The following is an 18,196-nucleotide window of genomic DNA, read 5'->3' as shown; positions in this document are numbered from 1 at the left end:
TGCTGGATTTTGAAGGCAGATGAGTGGATCAATCCGGGCTAATTATATGCATCCAGTTTATCCTCAAACTGTCGGTAGCGTTCAGTTATAGAACGACTTCGATTGGTAGTTAAGAGTGAATGGATTTCAGACGAAAAGAGTGCACAGCGGCCGGTTTCGTCAAACATCGGGTCTTCTCCGGAATTGGTCGTCCCTTCCCCGACGTTGGCAAATTTTTCGCTGCCTTCGGCTATTGACAGGCTTTGATCAAGATGACGTTGTGCATCCGCGGTATTTCCCGCTTTCCAGGCAAGGTAGCCCCGCAGGAAAAATCCTTCAAGGCTCCGGAAATTGCTTTGAGTCACTTCTTGCAGCCGTTGTTCCGCTTCGGCATACCTCTGGTTTAAAATATTAATTTTAGCCAGCTGCAGCAGGGGACCGGTAATCTCGCGATTCAGGCTGGACGCTTTTTCAAAATGACGGGCCGCTTTTGTCAGGTCAAAAAGTGAATTGTCCGGCCGGCGGCAGCTGTAGATTGTTCCCAGCTGCACGTGACCGCGTGCACTTGCGGGATTTTGATCAATCAGCGAATGCCACCGTTTTTCCGCCTTCTCAAAATGGTCCAGGGCCAGTTCCATGCTTCCTAGGTAATAGATGGTATTTAGATGTTCCCGATCTTTTTGCAGGGCGCCGCGGTAGTATTTGGCCGCTTTTTGATAATTCCCGGCAATACGTAGGTCCGTAGCCTTGTTGTACAGCTCCCAGAATTCAACCACCTGCTCATTATTCCTATTGCTCTCCTGGCTGGCCGCTTCTTCCCGGAACGTCGGTTTGGATTCCGGGACGTGCTTAAAGAGGGTAATTACCAAAAAGGCGATGCCCAATGTCGAAAAGATGATGGACCAGGTTTTTTTCATAGGGGAATTCATTTTAGAGATACGGCAGAAATTTCCGGATGACCTTCAGTGATGTTGAGGAATTGGTTGGGTTCAAGGTTATGGAAAGTATCGGTTTTGCCGCTGGGCCACCGGATGGAGAGGGTATCCACCCGTTGACGGGTGCCAAGCCCGAAATATTGTTTCAGGCTGTTAAAGGAGAGATAGGAGCTTTGTGATCCTACCTGCCGTACCTGCACCATGGTTCCACTGACCAGCCGCAGGTGTGCTCCGATGGCCGATCGATTGCTATATGTGCCTTCCAGTGTTACGGCCAGCCAGTTTCGATCGCGCGCTGCACTGTTCTGCAACAGAATCCCCTGATCGTTGTGATTCAGGATAAAAAGGTCCGGGTCTCCATCGCGGTCGTAATCCGATACGGCGCCCCCGCGGCCCACAAATTTTTTGGAGAAGTAGGGACCACTCTGCGACGACACATCATAAAAGCCCCGGTTTCGCCCTGCATTCCAGAAGAGCTGATCCGGCATCGGCTTCAGTCGCTCGGGATTGCCCGGGTACTGGGTGGTGCTGCCGTTTACCACGTAAAGATCCAGGCGGCCGTCCAGGTCAAAATCGAGAAACGAGGTGGCCCAGCCCACGAAGTCCAGGGACGAATGTCCCAGCCCGTGATTGGCCGAATCGTCCGTAAACCGAAGGGTGCGCCCGGCTCCGCTGCCGGCTTGCAGCGTATCTCTCCAGCGGTTGGTATAAAGGGCGTTTTCCTGGGCCAGCCAGTGCGTGATAAACAGGTCGGCGTCCCCGTCGTTATCCCAGTCGCCGCTGGCCAGCCCCATGGCGCCCCGGTAATCTGCCACGTGCGCACGGTGACTTACATTGGTAAAGGTTCCGTCGGCATTGTTAAGATAGAGCACATTGTCCGAAACGTCGTTGGCTACATACAGGTCGGGCCACAGGTCTTGGTTCAGGTCCACCCACGAGGCAGAAAGGCTCCGGCCGGCCTCGTTAGTCACCCCCGCCTGGAGCGACACGTCGGAAAAAGTGCCGTCTCCGTTATTTCGGTACAGCCGGTTGCCCACCGGCTCAAACGTGGACGGATTGATACTGGGCGGTTCCTCGGCTGCCAGCTTGTCGGCGGGCAGGTTCAGGTATTCATAATCAACATAGCCGGTGACATAAAGATCCAGGTGCCCGTCGCGGTTGTAGTCACCCCATGATGCACCGGCCCAGAATTGTTCGGAGTCACTGAGCCCGGCCCGGCCGGTGATATCGGAAAAGGTTCCGTCGCCGTTATTTTTCATCAACCGGTTTTGCCCGTAGGCCGTTACGAACAGGTCGGTCCAGCCGTCATTGTCAAAGTCGGCGGGAGCCGCACCCATACCGCGGATCGCCAGGTCCAGCCCGGACTGCCGACTGACGTCCGAAAAAGTGCCGTCTCCATTATTTTTGTACAGTTTGCAGCGATTGCCGGGGGCAAGATCCGAGACCGGTTCCCCGGTAAATGGTTCTGCATAGTTTACGAGAAACAGGTCTTCCCACCCGTCGTTATTATAATCAAACCAGGCCACGCCCGATCCCATATCCTCCGCCAGCTGCGAGGTGCGTTCATGGTTAAAATGGGAAAAATCGATCCCCGACTCCCGGGTGGCATCCCGGAACGTAACCGGCCGGTAGTCGTCGGGCACCCTGCGATCCAGGCGGGTGGTTACGCCTTCCACCTGCTCGCCCGGGATGTATCGCTGCGGGGTGGGGTCATTCTCCCAGAGAAACCACGCAGAGAGCAGGAAAACGGCCGTAATGAACAGCGAGGCCATTACAATATTTCTTTGGCGTCTGGACATGGCGTTGAAGGGTTAACGGGTTGAAAGGGGTGCTGTGACATGCACGGTCGTGCTGTCAGCCGACAAGGTGGTAATGGGGGCGGTGGGCTGCTTCTCGTGGTCTTCGAAAATCAGGTTCATCAGGTACTGGTTTATCTTGCGGTACTGCAGGCGTGCCGTGATATGGAGAGAAGTCACCCCGGCAACCCGGTCTGAGTTCACCTTCAGGGCTACAGAACGCCGCGCCCCCGCGGAATCCGGTAGCGATATGGTGTACTGTGCATTATCCGAGTGGCCCGGGTAGATTGCGCGGCTGTAGCGGACGCCCACCATCTCCCACAGGTTGTGCTGGTCGATAACGTTGCCGTACTGGTCCACCGGCTCCGCTTTAAAAATAAAGGCACCGGGTTCTATAAAGTGGTTTTCATCCAGCATGCCGGACGTGTAGACTGGGTTCCTTTCCTCGTCGGTCACAACTACCTGGAGCCAGGCCTGGATCATGTCAAGCGGCCCAGTGGGAAAGTTGTGGCCCGCCTTGTTGTTGGTGATCGTAACGTTGAATTCCAGGTCGGCGTCGGGAGCAATACGGGAGGGGGCCATAACCTCGATGGGAACCGAGGGACCGGAAACCCACTTGTCGTCGATTTCGGGGATTTCGAACTCCCCGCGCAGCCACTGCTCCGTCAGCTCCTGGTGCTCTTTGGCTCCGGGCAGGTCCAGCATGCCGGGCACCATCTGGTTGGCCCCCAGGAAGCGATGGCTGCGATGTGTGCCGTCATCTTCTGAGCGATTATAATCCAGGGGATCCCCGCTGGCCGGATCGCTGGAAGCAACGAGCGGCATGTGGCATTCGCGGCATTCCACCGTTTTCATCGGCTGTTTGGGATGATTCCAGCGACTCTTTCGCCAGTTGTCATACTGGTTCTGCAGCTGCACCCATCCCACGTTGTTTATTTCTTCGTCGATATATTGCTTGTGACAACTTCCGCAGAATTCCGGCGTTTTCAGGAGGGGACGCTGGTAGGACTCTACATGTTTCTTGGGATAGGCCCGTATCAAAAAGTCACTGATCGCCTTGGCTGCCTTGCCGTCGTTCAGTTCAAACATGTAGCGTTCGGGCGGTGCGATGGTATAGTCGGCATTGCCCGACACGTCCACTTCTTTTACGGCATGGCATGATACGCAGGAAATCCCTTCTTGTAGACCAACGTTATTTGTGAGGCTGTCGCTGAACAGGTTTTTGGTACCCGAAAACAGGGAGATCGGGTCGTGGCATCCCCCGCAATAGCGTGTTGAAATCGGCCCTTTCTGTTCCCCCATCGTTTTTTGGATCGCCCGGAAGATGGGATCTTCCGCCGCGTAGCGATGTGCGCTGGCTTCCCACTCTTTCCCAATCTCGCTGTGGCAGCCGGAAGTGGTGCACGATTCGGATCCGCCCAGCAGCCGATCGTCGATACCTTCACCGGTAGTAGTGGCCAGGCTGGGAGCAAACGGCCGATTTTTGCTTTCGTTCAGGTGGTGATAATCTTCCGGCAGTTCGTTGTTCAGCTGTACGGGTTCAAAAGCGTAGGTAAAAAGGAACACGAGACCAAACTGGGCTGTCACTGCCAGCAGGCTGTTGATGCCGAACGCTTTTTCGGATCGAATCCTGGATTTCATTTGCGGGTTTTTCCGCGCCCTGTAGTCCCGGATCAAAATTAATCCCACGTGTGGCAATACCGAGGCCAGCAGCATAAACGTGGCCAGGATATGGATTTTGTCCCAGGCCGTGCTTACGGCGGTTGAAAACAGCGCCTGCCAGGTTATCACCAACCCCGAAATGATAGCTGCCAGGGCCGATGCCATTGAAATATAGCCAGTCAACTTAATTTCATTCATCGGCCGGTGCCGGTAGGCCCGCCAGTGCTGCACCTGGTAGACCAGGTAGGGAACTGAAAAGGCAATACCGATCGCGGTATGAATAATGATAGACACCTGTGCGGGGATGCCGAACGGCAAAAAATAGATTATAAGGCCGGTTATCATTTCAAATAAAAGAAACCCGGCAACCGTAATGAGCAATGGACGGGTCCATTTTTGGCCGTTGGCAGAGGTATCCCCAGTTGTCATTCCCGCTGAACTTAATTAGTATTAAGACTATTTTGTCTTTTATAGATAATCAGATTTACCCATATTTTCAACTGTATTTTGGGCTGGCGACAAGCTTAGTTATATCAGCGAAAAAGGGGAGTGGGATGGTATCAATAAGATTTAATCCCTGAATATCGAAATTTTTATCGGACAGGGGTCAGGTGTGCTTGTTTTTTATACAGAGTCCAAATTGCAAAACAGCGTTTCATAATCCCGAGTTTTTCATAATATTGTCAAAGGAGGATTGAGATGCTATATATTCAGAAGGGATATCATAACGTACGCCTTTCACTTCCAAAAGTTTTCAAGCCCACCTGTCATACTGTGCGGAGGTAATGATTTCCTGGTCAGAGTCCTGGGAAACAGTTTTCACGAAACTGGAGGTTGGGATACCGGTGACAGACAGGATGTTACAAGGCATTTTATTAAACCATAAATAAAACGGGGATGGTCATGCTTCACAGAACAATATTGCAGAGTTGTTGCCTACTAATAGTAGCCGGATTAGTTATCGGTTGCTCTTCAGATAACGATTTTGATCCGGAAACAGCGGAGATTGTCGGTGAAGAAGTCGCCGAGCTGACACTGCCGCCCGATGTTCCCCCTCCGATTGAGCGTGATCATGCCACAAAATTGATTGTCAATATGGAGGTGACCGAAGAGGAGATGCGTCTTGCCGATGGCGTCACCTATACCATGTGGACCTTCGGAGGGTCGGTACCGGGCAAGTTTATCCGGGCCCGTGAGGGGGATATGATTGAATTCCACCTCCAAAACCACCCCGATAACAAGCTCCCCCATAATATTGACCTGCATTCGGTTAACGGTCCGGGTGGGGGCGCCGAGTCAACGTTTACAGCCCCGGGGCGGGAAACCGTATTTACATTCAGGGCGCTGAATCCCGGCCTCTATGTGTATCACTGCGCAACGGCGCCGGTGGGCATGCATATCGCCAACGGCATGTACGGGCTCATCCTGATTGAACCGGCCGAGGGACTGTCGGAAGTGGATAAAGAGTACTACGTGATGCAGAGTGAGTTCTATACCGAAGGGGATTATGGAGAACGCGGCCTGCAGCCGTTTGATATGGACCGGGCGATCAGTGAGGATCCGGAATATGTGGTCTTTAACGGTGCTGTAGGGGCGATGACCGGTTCAAATGCAATCACCTCGGAGCGCGGTGACAAGGTGCGGCTATTTGTCGGAAACGGCGGACCAAACCTGACCTCTTCGTTCCATGTTATCGGGGAGATCCTGGACAAGGTCCATTACGAAGGCGGTGACCGAATCCAGGAAAATGTGCAAACGACCTCTATCCCGGCCGGGGGATCGGCGATTGTTGAATTTGAGACGGAAGTGCCCGGAGATTATATCCTGGTAGATCACGCCATTTTCCGTGCGTTTAACAAGGGAGCGCTCGCAACGCTGGCGGTCTCGGGCGAAGAAGATGAAAACGTATTTACCGGTCAACAGCTGGAACAGGTGTACCAGCCGGAGGGGGGAGCTACCCAGGAAATTCCGGTAGAAGAGCGGACGATTCCCGTAGCTGAAACAATTGAGCAGCAGATTGAATACGGCCGGGAGGTGTATGCCTCTGTTTGTCAATCGTGCCATATGCAGGATGGTTCAGGTATTGAAGGCGCTTTTCCCCCGGTAGCCGACTCGGACTACCTGAATGAGAATCCGGATCGCGGGATCAGCGCGGTGGTGCACGGGCTTTCCGGTGAAATTACGGTTAACGGGGAGACTTATAACGGAATCATGCCCCGGCAAAACCTGACGAATGAGGAGGTTGCCAACGTCATCACCTATATACTCAACAGCTTTGACAACGATGGAGGCCGGGTCACCCCGCAGGATGTGGAACGCGTTCGCACCGAGGGTCCGGTGGAATAATTTTTAAGGAACACGTTGCATGCGCAAGGGTGGCTTTTTTAAATGTTCGGCAAATGAGCGGAAGCTCTGTTGAATCCGTTTGGTTGCTAACGAGGTATAGTTTCCAAAATCCTTAAATAGCTAGATGATGAAAATTTACTCCTTGTTTATATTGGCAGTTTTCCTGTGGGGACTACTGTATCAGTCGGCCCCCGCACAGCCGGAGGGGATGGTTGCTGTTGAACAGGATACCTTTATGCCGTTTTACAGCTCTACCGGCGACAGTGTAACCGTTGACCCTTTTTATATCGATATCCACCCGGTAACCAACGCCGAATTCCTGGAATTTGTGAAAGAGAATGAGAAATGGCGGCGTTCACGGGTAAAAAGTGTGTTTGCCGGCGATAACTATCTCCGCCACTGGGCGACGGATCTTGAACTCGGGCGAAACGTGCACGCTGATAGCCCGGTGACGAATGTTTCCTGGTTCGCGGCACGTGCGTACGCGCGATGGAAAGGGACGCGGCTTCCCACCCTGGACGAGTGGGAGTATGTGGCTTCAGCCAGTGCTGTAAAACCGCTGGCAAGTCGGGATAAAGCCTTTGTAAGTAAAATCCTGGACTGGTACAGTCGCCCCAACCCTGATCAAATGCCTGCTGTAGGGGAGAGACAGTCCAATTACCACGGTGTGCATGATATGCACGGGCTGATTTGGGAATGGGTGCAGGATTTTAATACGGTGTTTATTACCGGAGAATCCCGCGCTGATGAAGGAGAGCTGAAACAGTTTTACTGCGCTGCGGGAAGTTCTGCGGCTGCCGATTCCGACAAGGCAAATTACGCCGCTTTTTTGCGCTACGCCTTTCGGGGTAGCCTGGAAGCCGACTTCGCGGTAGGCAACCTGGGATTTCGATGCGCCCGGGACAAAGAATAAATTAATTTAACTATGAAGTACCATATCATAACTGTCATTCTGTTGAGTATCGCTGTTATCTTTGGGAGTTGCACGGGGGGAGAGGACACCGCCCCCCGGCACTCTCCACCGGATGAGATGAATAGGTCAAACGGGGAACATGCAGCCCATACAAATATGGAGATGGATTCGGGGGAGCCCACGGACGAATCGATTTATAACGTGAGCAGCCTGTGGCAGAACCGCCACGGTGATTCCGTGGAATTGAGAACTCTCCGTGGCAGGGTGCAGGTTGTTGCTATGGTGTATACCCATTGCGAGCATGCCTGCCCCCGTATACTGGCGGATATGAAACGAATCCGGGATCAATTGCCGGCAGAAGCCCGGTCCGCAACCAATTTCACTATTATCTCCATCGATCCCGAACGGGATACGCCAGGCCGACTCACTGAATTTGCGATTGAAAATGATCTTTCTGACGATGAGTGGACCCTGCTGAACGGGAATCAGGGGGATGTATTGGAAATAGCGGCACTGCTGGGGGTAAAATACAAACGTATCAGCGAAACGGATTTTACCCATTCCAATATGATTACGGTTTTAAACAGAGAAGGGGAGATCGTCCACCAGCGAGAAAAGCTACAGGATCAGCCTGGCAAAATTGTTAAGATTATCGGGCAACATGTTTCCGGTTAATATGGAGAAGCAGATTTTTACGAAAAACAGATATGACAAGGTGGTAAATGCAGAAAATAATGGCAGGCTAATAACGACTATACCAATTAACCGATAACTACACTAGCCCCTCGTCAGGCGAATGGCGTAATAGAGGATTACCAGCCCCAATACAAAATTTATCCTGCCGATCCAGGAAGTTATCTTTCTGAACAAGTGGGTTTTTGAGGCAGATTCATCTTTATCCATCAACCGGGCGGCCTTCGGACCGGCGTAGAAATCGTGAATTCCGCTTAAAACCAGTACCGCGGCAAAAAGATGCAGCTTAATAAACAACCTGGAACCAAATGGTCCTTGCCAGAAGGCAGAGTCGAGCAGGCTGTTCACGGGAATGCCCCGGCTGGTCAGGTTGGTGATGCCGGTGATTATCAGGACAAGGAATAAAATCCAGGAAATCCGGCTGAATTTTTCTCCAATCAGCTTAAAAAAAGCTCCTCTCTTTTCTACCAGCAATCGGTCTCTCGATGCCGGTACCAGAACGGCAATGGTGAATAACATTCCACCGATCCAAAATACAGCAGACAGGATGTGAAGATAAACCGACAGGTAGTACATATGGTGAATTGTAAGAATGTTATTGCTTTTCAGGACGTTGCCCGGATGAAGGTTCGCAATGCAATTTGAACTCGGTATATGAGCCAGGCGGTTTCCCAAAGCTTGTTGGTCGAGCGAGCATACCCGAAGCAACAAAAAATCCTCAAATTCACCAAATGAAGAAGATAAGACTACAAGATTACCGTCAGCTGCATAAAAAATGGGCAATTTCGGTATACTGTTCCTGTACTGTGCAGCTCACACCAGTTTGTTTTTTAGTGCGTACCGCACCAGGCCGGCCGTATTGCGGACGCCTGTTTTTTGCAGCAGGTTTCTTCGATGGGCATCGACCGTTCGGACACTGATGGAAAGCTTTTCGGCGATCTCCGGATTTGTAAATTCATTTACGATCAGGTCGAGTACCTGCAGCTCGCGATCCGTCAGCGGGTGAGAGTTTGAGCTGCTGCCATCTGCTTGCGAATTACCGTCCAGTATCTGTATGGCAGTCAGCGTAATCTTGTCGCTGAAGTACATGGAGCCCTCCAGCAGGGTGTCGATCGCCTCAAGCAGCTCATCACGCCCGGAGTCTTTCAGCAGGTAGCCGGATACTCCTTCGCTGTGCAGCTTTTTGATGGTCTCCTTGTCTACCGTCGTAAAGAGAGTGAGGATCTCAATATCCGGGTAATTACCCTTGAGCTCTCTTGTCAGGTACAAGCTGTCAATATTGGAAATCTGCACGTCATAGATGACGATATCAATTTTCTGTTCTTGACAAACCTGGTGAATGCTGGATTTCCGCTGGGCCTCAAAAACGTTGAAGGTGTTGGTCGCTTCAAGCATGGATATAATACCATCCCTGACGAGTTTGTGGAAATTAACGACTAAAATATTACTCTTGTCCATATTGGAATATTCAACCAAGCTGTCCAAAAATTATGATTCTAAATCTGACGCCAGTACAACTTTTCACAACGATGAGTAGCATATCACGCCCTCCAGGAGTAAACCCTGGTGAAGTCGGTCGTCAAGTAACGCGCAACGGGGTGCAGGTCAACCCTTTTTCATCTTGATAAGAATGATGCGTTGTACCACAACTGAGGTGAAAAGATGACAACGAAAGCCTTTCTACCGTAGCTGACAAAAAGTTTAACAATAAATTAAATGCACCGCTATATTCTTCAAATAGCAACACAATTGAAACACGTAAAACACCTATTTTTTCGGCGTAGGTAGAAAAGCCTATTTTCTTTTCTGGTTAATGGGATTTCAGAAAAGGGTTTTTAATTCTTTCGGGATTAACCTACTTTTTGTGATGGGAAATTTAATCGTTAACTGATTGTATTTAGTATTTTTAGCTGACGTTTGCAAAATCTGCTGTCACTACGATGGAATGACGATCTCTCCAGCCGCAAGACCCTGATTGGAGATTCTTTACATGCTCGCAATGAAAACGGTACAGAAACAGGGGACGTTGCAAAACGTCCTCTTTAAACTTAATAAAATTTTATGTAAGACCATTAATTAAGCCTGTTTGCAGTAGATTACCAGGATTTGTAGTCGGATTTTGTGAATAATCCGGGCCCGGATACGGCAGCCACCTATCTCATCGGTATTAAACAAACTCCGCCGGGATAGAAAAGATGGTACATTTGCAGTGGCTGTTGAAATATGCCACGGGCAACTGGTTTTTTCATAAGCCCATCATGTCCCCGTTTGATGAAGTGTGCAGCCAAATTTCACAGCCGTTCGCAACAGTACTGAAATTTGAGCTACAGGTAATGTTGATATGAAATAATATCAACAGTTTAAGCTTGAATTCGAGGGCTTTGAAAAACCAGGAGTGTTGTCCGGGGACAAATAATCCGGTTAATTCATCAAATGAACAGCCCTGTTTGCAATTCCTTAACCCAAGCCGGTGCAATTTGGCAACCTATTAACCCCAGCAGACGTTAAGCATGAAAACAAGGAATTATCACAGTTCTTGCCGAAATATCGGTTTTGCAATACTGACCGTCCTGTTCGTGGGAATCTGGTGTACGGGGTCTGCGTCAGCCCAATCGGCTCTTGGAGACCAGTTCACGCCGTTGCACCAGGTCAAAGCTGACCGCGATGGAGATGGAACGCCTGATATGCTGGGAGATACGGTCACGGTATCCGGTCTAGCCAGTATCGAAACCGGTCTGCTGCATGAGGTGTATTTGCAGATCTTTATTCAGGACGATTCAACGGGACTCTCTCTGTTTGCCCGGTCGTTTGACCAGCCGATCGCCCGGGGAGACAGCCTGGTCGTAACAGGGGTGGTGCAACAGTATTTCGGGATGACTGAAGTAAAGGTGCTGGAATATGAGGTCTTTGAGCCTCAATCCCCGTTACCGGGGCCTGTTCCAATGAGCAGGGCCCTGAGAAATTTGGAGACCTACGAGGGAATGCTGGTGGGAGGTACCGCTACGGTTACGGGAAAGGGATCACAATACAACGGGAAATACCTGGTGGTAACCCCGTCCGACAGTGTAGCACGTTCCGTACAGCTCTACGTATCCAATTTTCACAGCCTCTATTCTCAATTTGATACCGAATCGCTGGCCAGTGGCGACCGGGTGCGGGTGGCGGGAATCGTGAGCCTGTATAATCCCGGCAAGGTGGAAGGGGAGGGCTACAACATCTTCTTGCGGGACCCCGGGGATTTGGAGACCGTAGGCCTTACACAATACACGCTTTTTACATTGGGTATTATCGGACTGGTTGTTACAGTACTGGGAGTGGGGTGGATTGTGTCATTGAGGTCGCGCGTCAAAAGCAAGACGCGCGAAATTCAGCAGTCGCTGGAGGAGAAGGAACTGCTGCTCAAGGAGATTCACCACCGGGTGAAGAACAACCTGGCAATTATCTCCGGGCTGATAGAGTTGCAAATGGACAGTTCAAAGAATGAGGAGACTCAACAAGTGTTGCGCGACAGCCAGTCGAGGATCCAGTCGATGGCGCTGGTGCACGACAAGCTGTACCGCACCAGCACGGTAACAGATATCGGGATGCAAACGTATATCGAGGAACTGGTCGAAAGCCTGAGATCCATGTTTGTCGGACCTAATTCTGACGTTGAGCTCCGGTTCGACATTGACGAGGTTCACCTGGATATCGACCGGGCGATTCCCTGCGGACTGCTTGTCAATGAGCTTGTGGTAAATTCATTTAAACATGCATTTACCGGAGAGCAGGGCGTGCTGGAAGTGAAGCTTAAGAAAGGGGAGGACGTCTACCGGCTGTCGATTGCTGATAATGGCGACGGACTGCCCGCGGATTTTCGCGAGAAAATGGAATCTTCACTCGGTCTGATGCTGGTGGAAACCTTCAAGAGTCAGCTGCGCGCCCGCATGCAGATCGAGAACCGCAACGGCGCCCACTTTTTGTTTGAGATTCCCATCAATGGCCAGGCATAGCCCAAGTGTCCCGCATATGGCAGAATTTTTCAAAAAAATGGCAGCTTTTTCCCGTGGACGAGGTGTTCGTTTTGTATAAACAACAACGACCAAAATCACTGTCAAAAAGCAGTTATCGGTTATTAGGAATTGGTTATTGGCTAAATTATGTCAGTCAACAGAAAATGAATGTCCCCATCCCGTTAAACCACTTAAATAAAAACGGGGTTTTCAACGGCGGCAACCGTTCCCGGTGAGTAAGAATAGACTAATAGAGACCTTTGCAAAACCGTTGTTTTGGCTAATCTCGGTAGTTTCGCGAATTTGAAATCATCGCTTATAGCTTGTAAGCTCCGGGTTCAAATTCACTCAAGCGTTGACCTTGACCAAAACCCCTGATTTTTCAAAGCCCGCTAATACAAAATTTCCGCCCCCTTGCCCTGTGCTATAAGCGATTGATAGCTCTCCAGCTCCTCCTGTATTTTGGAATCCGTCAAATCAAGTGTCTCGCCGCGTTCGGCCGCCAGGTAAGCCGCCTGGACAAGGCGAGTGACCTCGAGCCCGTAATGCCAGTCCAGCGTTGCATCGCGTCCCTGGTTGAAGCGATCCCTCATATCAATCAGTTCATCCACATAGCCATACAGGTCGGCTTCATTGGGCTGTACCGTGAGCAGTCCGCGGGAGGCGGTCGACTTTTCCAGGGCCAGCTCGGCATCCGCAATTGCATCCGCCGCCTCGTCCCCGATGAAGATTTCGGAAGGGGAGTCCAGCGAATTCATCTCCAGGGCATAACCTGGTCCGAGCGCATCCAAATTAAGGCGGAGTCCCTGTTTGTCGTACATCCAGGAGACCGTAAACTGGGCTTTGACGCGCTGCTTGGTCTCCGGGTTTTGGAACGTGATGATGCCGGTGGCAAAATCTTCGGCCGGGGTCTCCTCGTAGTCCACTCCAAAACGCTCCCTGAGCTGTGTTCGATATTTGGGCTGCCCCCATTTCAGCAGCGAGGTATCGGCCGATACCGCTACGGGTTCCAGGAAATCCAGCGGCTTGCCGATCGGGGTGAGCACATACCAGGCCACGGCGATACTGTGGCAGCCCATGTCTGAGAGTACGCCGCCTCCCTGCTTGCGGGGATCCCAGAACCAGCTGCTGTGCGGTCCCGCGTGTTCTTCGCCGGCACGGGCCAGGGTGAGAGGACCCATCGCCTTTTGTTGAGGCTCGAGCTGGGCCATGGCTTTTGTAATGGCGGGCATAAAGACCTGGTTTTCAAAATAAGCGGTAAGCAGGTTACACTCATCGGCCAGCTCAACCTGTCGGCGCGATTCCTCCACCGTGCGGCCCAGCGGTTTTTCGGCGATCACGCCCGTCAGGTCGATCCCGCTTTTGACAGCATCGGCGATCTCCTCCACGATGCCAACCCGTGCAAAGTTGGGAGCAAAGATAGCGATGACGTCACTGGTCCTGCAGAGTTCTTTGACAGAATCGCAGACTGTGCAGGCCCCAAGTTGCTGTTCCCGGGCAAACGAGGCCAGTTCTCCGGCGCCGCTGCGGTTGAGAACACCCGCAAGTTCAACACCCCGAACATACCGCATCGATTCTGCTAAAAAATGTGCAATAAATCCTGATCCCGCGAATCCGATCTTCAACATGTAAGTCTCCTGTACTTTACTTTTCACAGGCTTTGCAAAACCGTAGTTTTGCTCAATTCCGCTCAGGCTTTGGTCGTGAACAAAACTCCGGGTTTTTCAAAGCCCCTTTTCCTTAATATTGTAGTGCATGGCAACATCATATCATCTGCTTTCGATGGTAACAAACTCAGCAACAAGCGGCAAGTGGCAGACGAGTTCATCCCGAATGGATTCCACGAGGGGATCGCGGTGAGTGAAAGCAAAGAGACCGTTCGTTGCCGGTGTATTACTTTTTAATTTGGGTTCCGATCAGTACACCTGCCCCCACACTGGCGCCGATTACACCCCATTTGGGGAATCCCAGTTCAACCGAAGGGGGCCGTTCAAGCAGGTCAATATATTTTTCGTTGAGGTCCTCATACTTGACGTAGGCATCGTTGTATCCCGTCTCATAGGCCTGGGCTTTTTCGCGTTCCAGGGTGAACAGGCTGTCCTTGAGCACACTCACCTGCTGGTGGAGGGAGTCCACGGCAAACAGCTTGTCCCGCTGTTGCTTGTAGGATTCGGAATTTTGATGGTCAATAATAAACGTCTCACTAAACCAGAGTGGGACCAGGAGGTACTCCACGCCGACGCCCGCCTCTTCGTTATAGACCTCCGTAACGCCCCAGTCGGAGTTGGCCATCTCCGGGAACGTTTTCTCAAGGCGATCCTGCAGGTCCTCTTTTTTCCGGATTGAACGCACCGTAAGCTGGTCCTCCCTGCGCTGCTCCTCCAGCTCCTGTACTTCATTTCGCAGCCTGTTGGTCTCCGACTGCAGCTGCCTGACCTGGCTGCTCAGCAGTGACTGCAGGGAGTCCTTGAGCGACACGATCGCCTGGATTGAGTCGCGTGAGGCCCGCAGTTGCTGCATCTCCATCCGGGCGCGCTGAATCTCTTCCCGGTTGATTTCCCTGCCGAGGAAGTAGGACATCCCGATCGCCAGCAGACCGGCAATGACACTTACAATGATGAGTCCCGTCTTTAAGCTATCCATGGCGTACCTCCAGCGTGTCGTTTGTGATTTTTTTGAATCCAAGAGCCTTGCCTATTCGATGAACAAGGTCGTTGTCTCCCTCCAGGAAATCGTAGTGAATGGTGTGGCCTCCCGGTTCGGGATCCCGGAGTTTTATGTAGGTATCGCGCTCTCCCCGCTCCAGTTCCATGATCAGTCCTTTTACCATGCTGCCGGCCGACACGTCCATTTCGTTGAGTGCCCTTATATTGTGCTGGAACAGGTCTTCAATTTCCTGTTTGGACAGGGCCTCTTCTTCCGGGCGTTCGGAATCGGGTTCATCCGGATCCTGCTCCGATTCCGAACCGACCACCTCCAGGTTACAACCGTCGATAAGCCGCTCCCAGAGCTCGGGATCCGGGGCGGGATCAGATTTATCCCTGCGCACCATTGTGTGGCCGATGATTCCTTCAAAGTTTTTCAGCTGTTTCCCGTAATACCGGGTGGGTTCGGCCTGCACCCGGCGCGGGATATCATATTCATCGCACAGGTGATTAATCAGCTCAACGAGTGAGTCGACTTGCTCGGGCTCGTAACGGTCGAAATAGCGGTAGCCGCGGTAGTCGGATCCCGCGTCGAAGACCTCATCTTCCGGTTTTTCAGTTCGGGGAGAGATGCGGTCAAAACAGTAAAATTTTCCATCCTCCTCCAGTAGTCCGCCTTCGCTGGCGAGCTCAATACCGATGAACCGTTTTTCAAACGCGATCTTTTCTTCGTAATCCCACGGCAGGCCGAACTGCCACGCCCAGCACTCGGGATCAAACACGTTGTAGACCGCGCCATCCCGGTCGATAATGAAGGCGGTCCCCACCATGTGGGAATCCTGGTTCCACCAGTTGAAGGTAGAACGGGCGGTACCGCCCACCGTGTGGTGGACACAAATCCCGCTTTTTTCACTGACCGTTTTAAAATATTCCGCATCCGGCATTTGCCAGTCTCTTTTAATCTGCAGCGCCATAGTTTATTTCTGTTTGTGTGAAAATTACTGAAATCAGGCTTCGTTTATGTTTGGAAAAATCTGTTGACGATAATAAAAGAACAATCAATATGTCAGGCACAAAACTGAAAACCAACATGCGGTTCGGGCGAATAACTGCTGTCCTGGTAATCAATAATTATACGGGCAACGGTCTCAGGTTTGGGTTATCTGAAAAACAGGTAGTAAATCAAAAATATAATGATCGCCAGTACCGATATTATGATTATCGGTCGGATATAGGGGCTACCTGTGTTCGCGTCATCTTTGCCGGTGGCCAGGCTCTTGTATGAATCCCACAGTTCCCCCAAAAAGAATGCCCCGAAATTTGCCACCAGGTTGAACCGCTCGGCGGTGTCACGGGCGTCGATGGCATGCATTGAGCGAAGCAGGCTCACCAGTTCTCCCTTGCTGAGTTTCAGCACGCCGGCTCCGACGACGGGACCGGTTTTGTCGGTACCTTCGTGAAGGTATACGTTCAGGGTCGTGGTATCGGTCCACAGGTCGAATCCGGGATCGTCACGCACCTCTTTTTTTCCCGCCAGGTAGTAGGATGTGCCTTCATATTCGAACTCCATTTCATAAATCATCCATTTGGTGTTCGGCTTTTCAGCGGTATCGTCATTTTCCACGAACAGGTTAAACACACCTGTTTTGGCCGGGAGGTAATCGTCGAACGGGGCAAAACTGACATGTCCGGCCATGGTGGCGCTGTGGTTGGGTTCCTCCATGAAATGACGCAGGCCGTGGACATATATGGAGGCGCTCAGCGACAACCGGGTGTTCTGTTCTGCTCCTTTCCGGGCACCATCTTCAGGATCTCCGGTATGGAGACTGAATCCACCTTCCATGGTCTCCCGGAAGGCGATACCGGGCGCCGGATCTTTCATGCGGGTTGCGTTGGGAGAGAGTGGGACGCCCGCGGGGTCATAATTTGAGAGATAGCGGGAGGCGTCAGCATAGCCCATGCTAACAAGTGTAGAGGCATCGATGCGGTTAAAGAAAAAATCGGGATCCAGCGGCAGCGGGTACTCCGGCTTGATCACATGCAGTGTTACAGGCCGGGACTGCCCGTATGGAGAATCTCCGTTTTTAATCCGCTCGTTCAGCTCCTTAATACGGTCAAACTCCTCAAACAGCGCGCCGTTTGCGCTCATCTCAATCATATGCACGTACTGGTCAAACATGCCGTCCCTGTAGATGCCGTGATTGCCGATGCACCAGACCAGCCAGATCTCCTCCGTGCCCCGTTTAACCGCCTCCATCAGGTTGGCATCCTTAATCCATACCGAGTCGATATATTCCTCTCCCCGGTATTCCACGGCCGGCATGAAGATCGGGAGTGATATACCGGCAACCAGCAGCTCCTGGGCCACCCGGGTATGGGGAATCACCTCGTTGGTCTTGTGGGTGTAATTGCACACGTTGAACGTTCCCTCCATTCCTCCCGCTTTGCGGATATGCTCCGGATCGATACCGAGATGGGGAAAGACATGGTTTTTGATTCCATCCGCGTCGCCCATCGCCTCCGTCTTGTGGAGGCGCAGGTATTTATCAAACGGCAGCATAGAGACAAACTTTTTGACATCGAGCGTCCGCCAGCGATCTTCCATCTCCTCCGGTGACAGACCGGAGAACAGCATCGCAAGATTCATGGTCCCCCCGGAGGTGCCGTCCGCATGGTGGAAACAGAGCTCTTCTTCCAGCAAGGCCCGGATCACCCCCGCCTGGTAGGCGACCCGCATCCCTCCGCCGGCCAGCACAAGAGAGCGTTTGGGACCTTCATATCCTTCAGGAGGACTCCCGGAAACTATATGTTGATCTTGATTCATCATATCGGCCTTTGCATTCAGGTTAACGGTTCTTGATCGAATACCAGTGAATCATGATCAGCACGCCCGAGAGCAGGTCGAAACCCGCCACGCCCAGGGCCAACCATGAAAAAAGTCCACGCCCGACCCCCAGGCCCACGGCCACCGCCGCCCCAAACTTTTGGAATCCGCACCAGAGAATCGCCACGGGGAGGGGCCTGTTTACGCTGAGTGCGTGAAACAGGAGTCCGCCGAAAAAGACCATAAACATGCCGACGATTCCAAAGAAGTGGAGGGTGGAAGCGGTTATTTCACCGCCGATAATCCCCAGTACAAAATCGGGAATAAACATCTGTACGAGCCCGCTGGCAACAGTAACCAGGGCGATAATTTTGAGAATTAGTTTCAGGTAATTGCGATAGGCCATGGGTT

Annotated in this window: 14 protein-coding genes; 4 read left to right on the top strand and 10 right to left on the bottom strand. The window is 51.8% G+C overall.

What is annotated here, in order from left to right:
- Positions 1–38 precede the first annotated feature (38 nt).
- From ACG2E4_RS09850 to ACG2E4_RS09840, 3 genes are read right to left on the bottom strand one after another with little or no spacing between them, the layout of a single operon-like run.
- Positions 39–896: a tetratricopeptide repeat protein gene (locus tag ACG2E4_RS09850; RefSeq protein WP_395276431.1), complete on the bottom strand. Its 858-nt coding sequence runs from the start codon at positions 894–896 to the stop codon at positions 39–41.
- Between the two features lie 8 nt (positions 897–904).
- Positions 905–2,713, bottom strand: coding sequence for a CRTAC1 family protein (locus ACG2E4_RS09845; protein ID WP_395276430.1), 1,809 nt, complete (start codon positions 2,711–2,713; stop codon positions 905–907).
- Between the two features lie 12 nt (positions 2,714–2,725).
- Positions 2,726–4,801, bottom strand: a complete 2,076-nt coding sequence (locus tag ACG2E4_RS09840) for a multiheme c-type cytochrome (RefSeq protein ID WP_395276429.1) — start codon at positions 4,799–4,801, stop codon at positions 2,726–2,728.
- Between the two features lie 474 nt (positions 4,802–5,275).
- On the opposite strand from ACG2E4_RS09840, the gene nirK reads away from it, so the two are divergent.
- The 3 genes from nirK (at position 5,276) to ACG2E4_RS09825 (ending at position 8,306) form a co-directional block, all read left to right on the top strand.
- The gene (gene nirK / locus ACG2E4_RS09835; RefSeq protein WP_395261286.1) at positions 5,276–6,718 is read left to right on the top strand and encodes a copper-containing nitrite reductase; all 1,443 of its coding nucleotides are present in this window, start codon (positions 5,276–5,278) and stop codon (positions 6,716–6,718) included.
- A 124-nt stretch (positions 6,719–6,842) separates the two neighbouring features.
- Entirely contained in the window at positions 6,843–7,631 is a 789-nt protein-coding gene (locus ACG2E4_RS09830) for a formylglycine-generating enzyme family protein (protein ID WP_395276428.1), read from the top strand.
- 12 nt (positions 7,632–7,643) lie between these two features.
- Complete coding sequence (locus tag ACG2E4_RS09825; protein ID WP_395276427.1) at positions 7,644–8,306, top strand: SCO family protein; 663 nt, start codon at positions 7,644–7,646, stop codon at positions 8,304–8,306.
- A gap of 102 nt (positions 8,307–8,408) precedes the next feature.
- On the opposite strand, the gene ACG2E4_RS09820 is transcribed toward ACG2E4_RS09825, so the two are convergent.
- The gene (locus ACG2E4_RS09820; protein WP_395276426.1) at positions 8,409–9,107 is read right to left on the bottom strand and encodes a DUF4149 domain-containing protein; all 699 of its coding nucleotides are present in this window, start codon (positions 9,105–9,107) and stop codon (positions 8,409–8,411) included.
- Positions 9,108–9,137: 30 nt separating this feature from the next.
- Positions 9,138–9,809, bottom strand: a complete 672-nt coding sequence (locus ACG2E4_RS09815; protein WP_395276425.1) for a LuxR C-terminal-related transcriptional regulator — start codon at positions 9,807–9,809, stop codon at positions 9,138–9,140.
- Between the two features lie 1,025 nt (positions 9,810–10,834).
- Between ACG2E4_RS09815 and ACG2E4_RS09810 the strand changes: the two genes are divergently transcribed.
- Positions 10,835–12,316 (top strand): histidine kinase dimerization/phosphoacceptor domain -containing protein, encoded by a 1,482-nt coding sequence (locus ACG2E4_RS09810; RefSeq protein ID WP_395276424.1) that lies wholly within the window; start codon positions 10,835–10,837, stop codon positions 12,314–12,316.
- 392 nt (positions 12,317–12,708) lie between these two features.
- Here ACG2E4_RS09810 and ACG2E4_RS09805 read toward each other — a convergent pair whose 3' ends face one another.
- From ACG2E4_RS09805 to ACG2E4_RS09785, 5 genes are all read right to left on the bottom strand, one after another.
- Positions 12,709–13,944 carry a Gfo/Idh/MocA family protein gene (locus ACG2E4_RS09805; protein WP_395276423.1) on the bottom strand — a complete coding sequence of 412 codons (1,236 nt, stop codon included), beginning with the start codon at positions 13,942–13,944 and terminating at the stop codon, positions 12,709–12,711.
- A 265-nt stretch (positions 13,945–14,209) separates the two neighbouring features.
- Complete coding sequence (locus ACG2E4_RS09800) at positions 14,210–14,959, bottom strand: hypothetical protein (RefSeq protein ID WP_395261279.1); 750 nt, start codon at positions 14,957–14,959, stop codon at positions 14,210–14,212.
- Positions 14,952–15,935 (bottom strand): N-acetylmuramoyl-L-alanine amidase, encoded by a 984-nt coding sequence (locus ACG2E4_RS09795; protein WP_395261278.1) that lies wholly within the window; start codon positions 15,933–15,935, stop codon positions 14,952–14,954. Before ACG2E4_RS09795 ends, ACG2E4_RS09800 begins: the two co-directional genes overlap by 8 nt.
- Before the next feature lie 185 nt (positions 15,936–16,120).
- Positions 16,121–17,788, bottom strand: coding sequence for a patatin-like phospholipase family protein (locus ACG2E4_RS09790; RefSeq protein ID WP_395276422.1), 1,668 nt, complete (start codon positions 17,786–17,788; stop codon positions 16,121–16,123).
- Between the two features lie 19 nt (positions 17,789–17,807).
- Complete coding sequence (locus tag ACG2E4_RS09785; RefSeq protein ID WP_395261276.1) at positions 17,808–18,191, bottom strand: patatin; 384 nt, start codon at positions 18,189–18,191, stop codon at positions 17,808–17,810.
- Positions 18,192–18,196 lie beyond the last annotated feature (5 nt).

This window comes from Halalkalibaculum sp. DA384 (assembly GCF_043951955.1).
Classification (GTDB): domain Bacteria; phylum Bacteroidota; class Rhodothermia; order Balneolales; family Balneolaceae; genus JAMQKA01.
This window is presented reverse-complemented; position numbering and strand designations above follow the sequence as displayed.

What these genes read in the sequence shown, in the direction of transcription:
- ACG2E4_RS09850 (WP_395276431.1), bottom strand. Translation starts at nt 896, where the DNA reads ATGAAAAAAACCTGGTCCATCATCTTTTCGACATTGGGCATCGCCTTT.
- ACG2E4_RS09845 (WP_395276430.1), bottom strand. Translation starts at nt 2,713, where the DNA reads ATGTCCAGACGCCAAAGAAATATTGTAATGGCCTCGCTGTTCATTACG.
- ACG2E4_RS09840 (WP_395276429.1), bottom strand. Translation starts at nt 4,801, where the DNA reads ATGACAACTGGGGATACCTCTGCCAACGGCCAAAAATGGACCCGTCCA.
- nirK (WP_395261286.1), top strand. Translation starts at nt 5,276, where the DNA reads ATGCTTCACAGAACAATATTGCAGAGTTGTTGCCTACTAATAGTAGCC.
- ACG2E4_RS09830 (WP_395276428.1), top strand. Translation starts at nt 6,843, where the DNA reads ATGATGAAAATTTACTCCTTGTTTATATTGGCAGTTTTCCTGTGGGGA.
- ACG2E4_RS09825 (WP_395276427.1), top strand. Translation starts at nt 7,644, where the DNA reads ATGAAGTACCATATCATAACTGTCATTCTGTTGAGTATCGCTGTTATC.
- ACG2E4_RS09810 (WP_395276424.1), top strand. Translation starts at nt 10,835, where the DNA reads ATGAAAACAAGGAATTATCACAGTTCTTGCCGAAATATCGGTTTTGCA.
- ACG2E4_RS09805 (WP_395276423.1), bottom strand. Translation starts at nt 13,944, where the DNA reads ATGTTGAAGATCGGATTCGCGGGATCAGGATTTATTGCACATTTTTTA.
- ACG2E4_RS09800 (WP_395261279.1), bottom strand. Translation starts at nt 14,959, where the DNA reads ATGGATAGCTTAAAGACGGGACTCATCATTGTAAGTGTCATTGCCGGT.
- ACG2E4_RS09795 (WP_395261278.1), bottom strand. Translation starts at nt 15,935, where the DNA reads ATGGCGCTGCAGATTAAAAGAGACTGGCAAATGCCGGATGCGGAATAT.
- ACG2E4_RS09790 (WP_395276422.1), bottom strand. Translation starts at nt 17,788, where the DNA reads ATGATGAATCAAGATCAACATATAGTTTCCGGGAGTCCTCCTGAAGGA.
- ACG2E4_RS09785 (WP_395261276.1), bottom strand. Translation starts at nt 18,191, where the DNA reads ATGGCCTATCGCAATTACCTGAAACTAATTCTCAAAATTATCGCCCTG.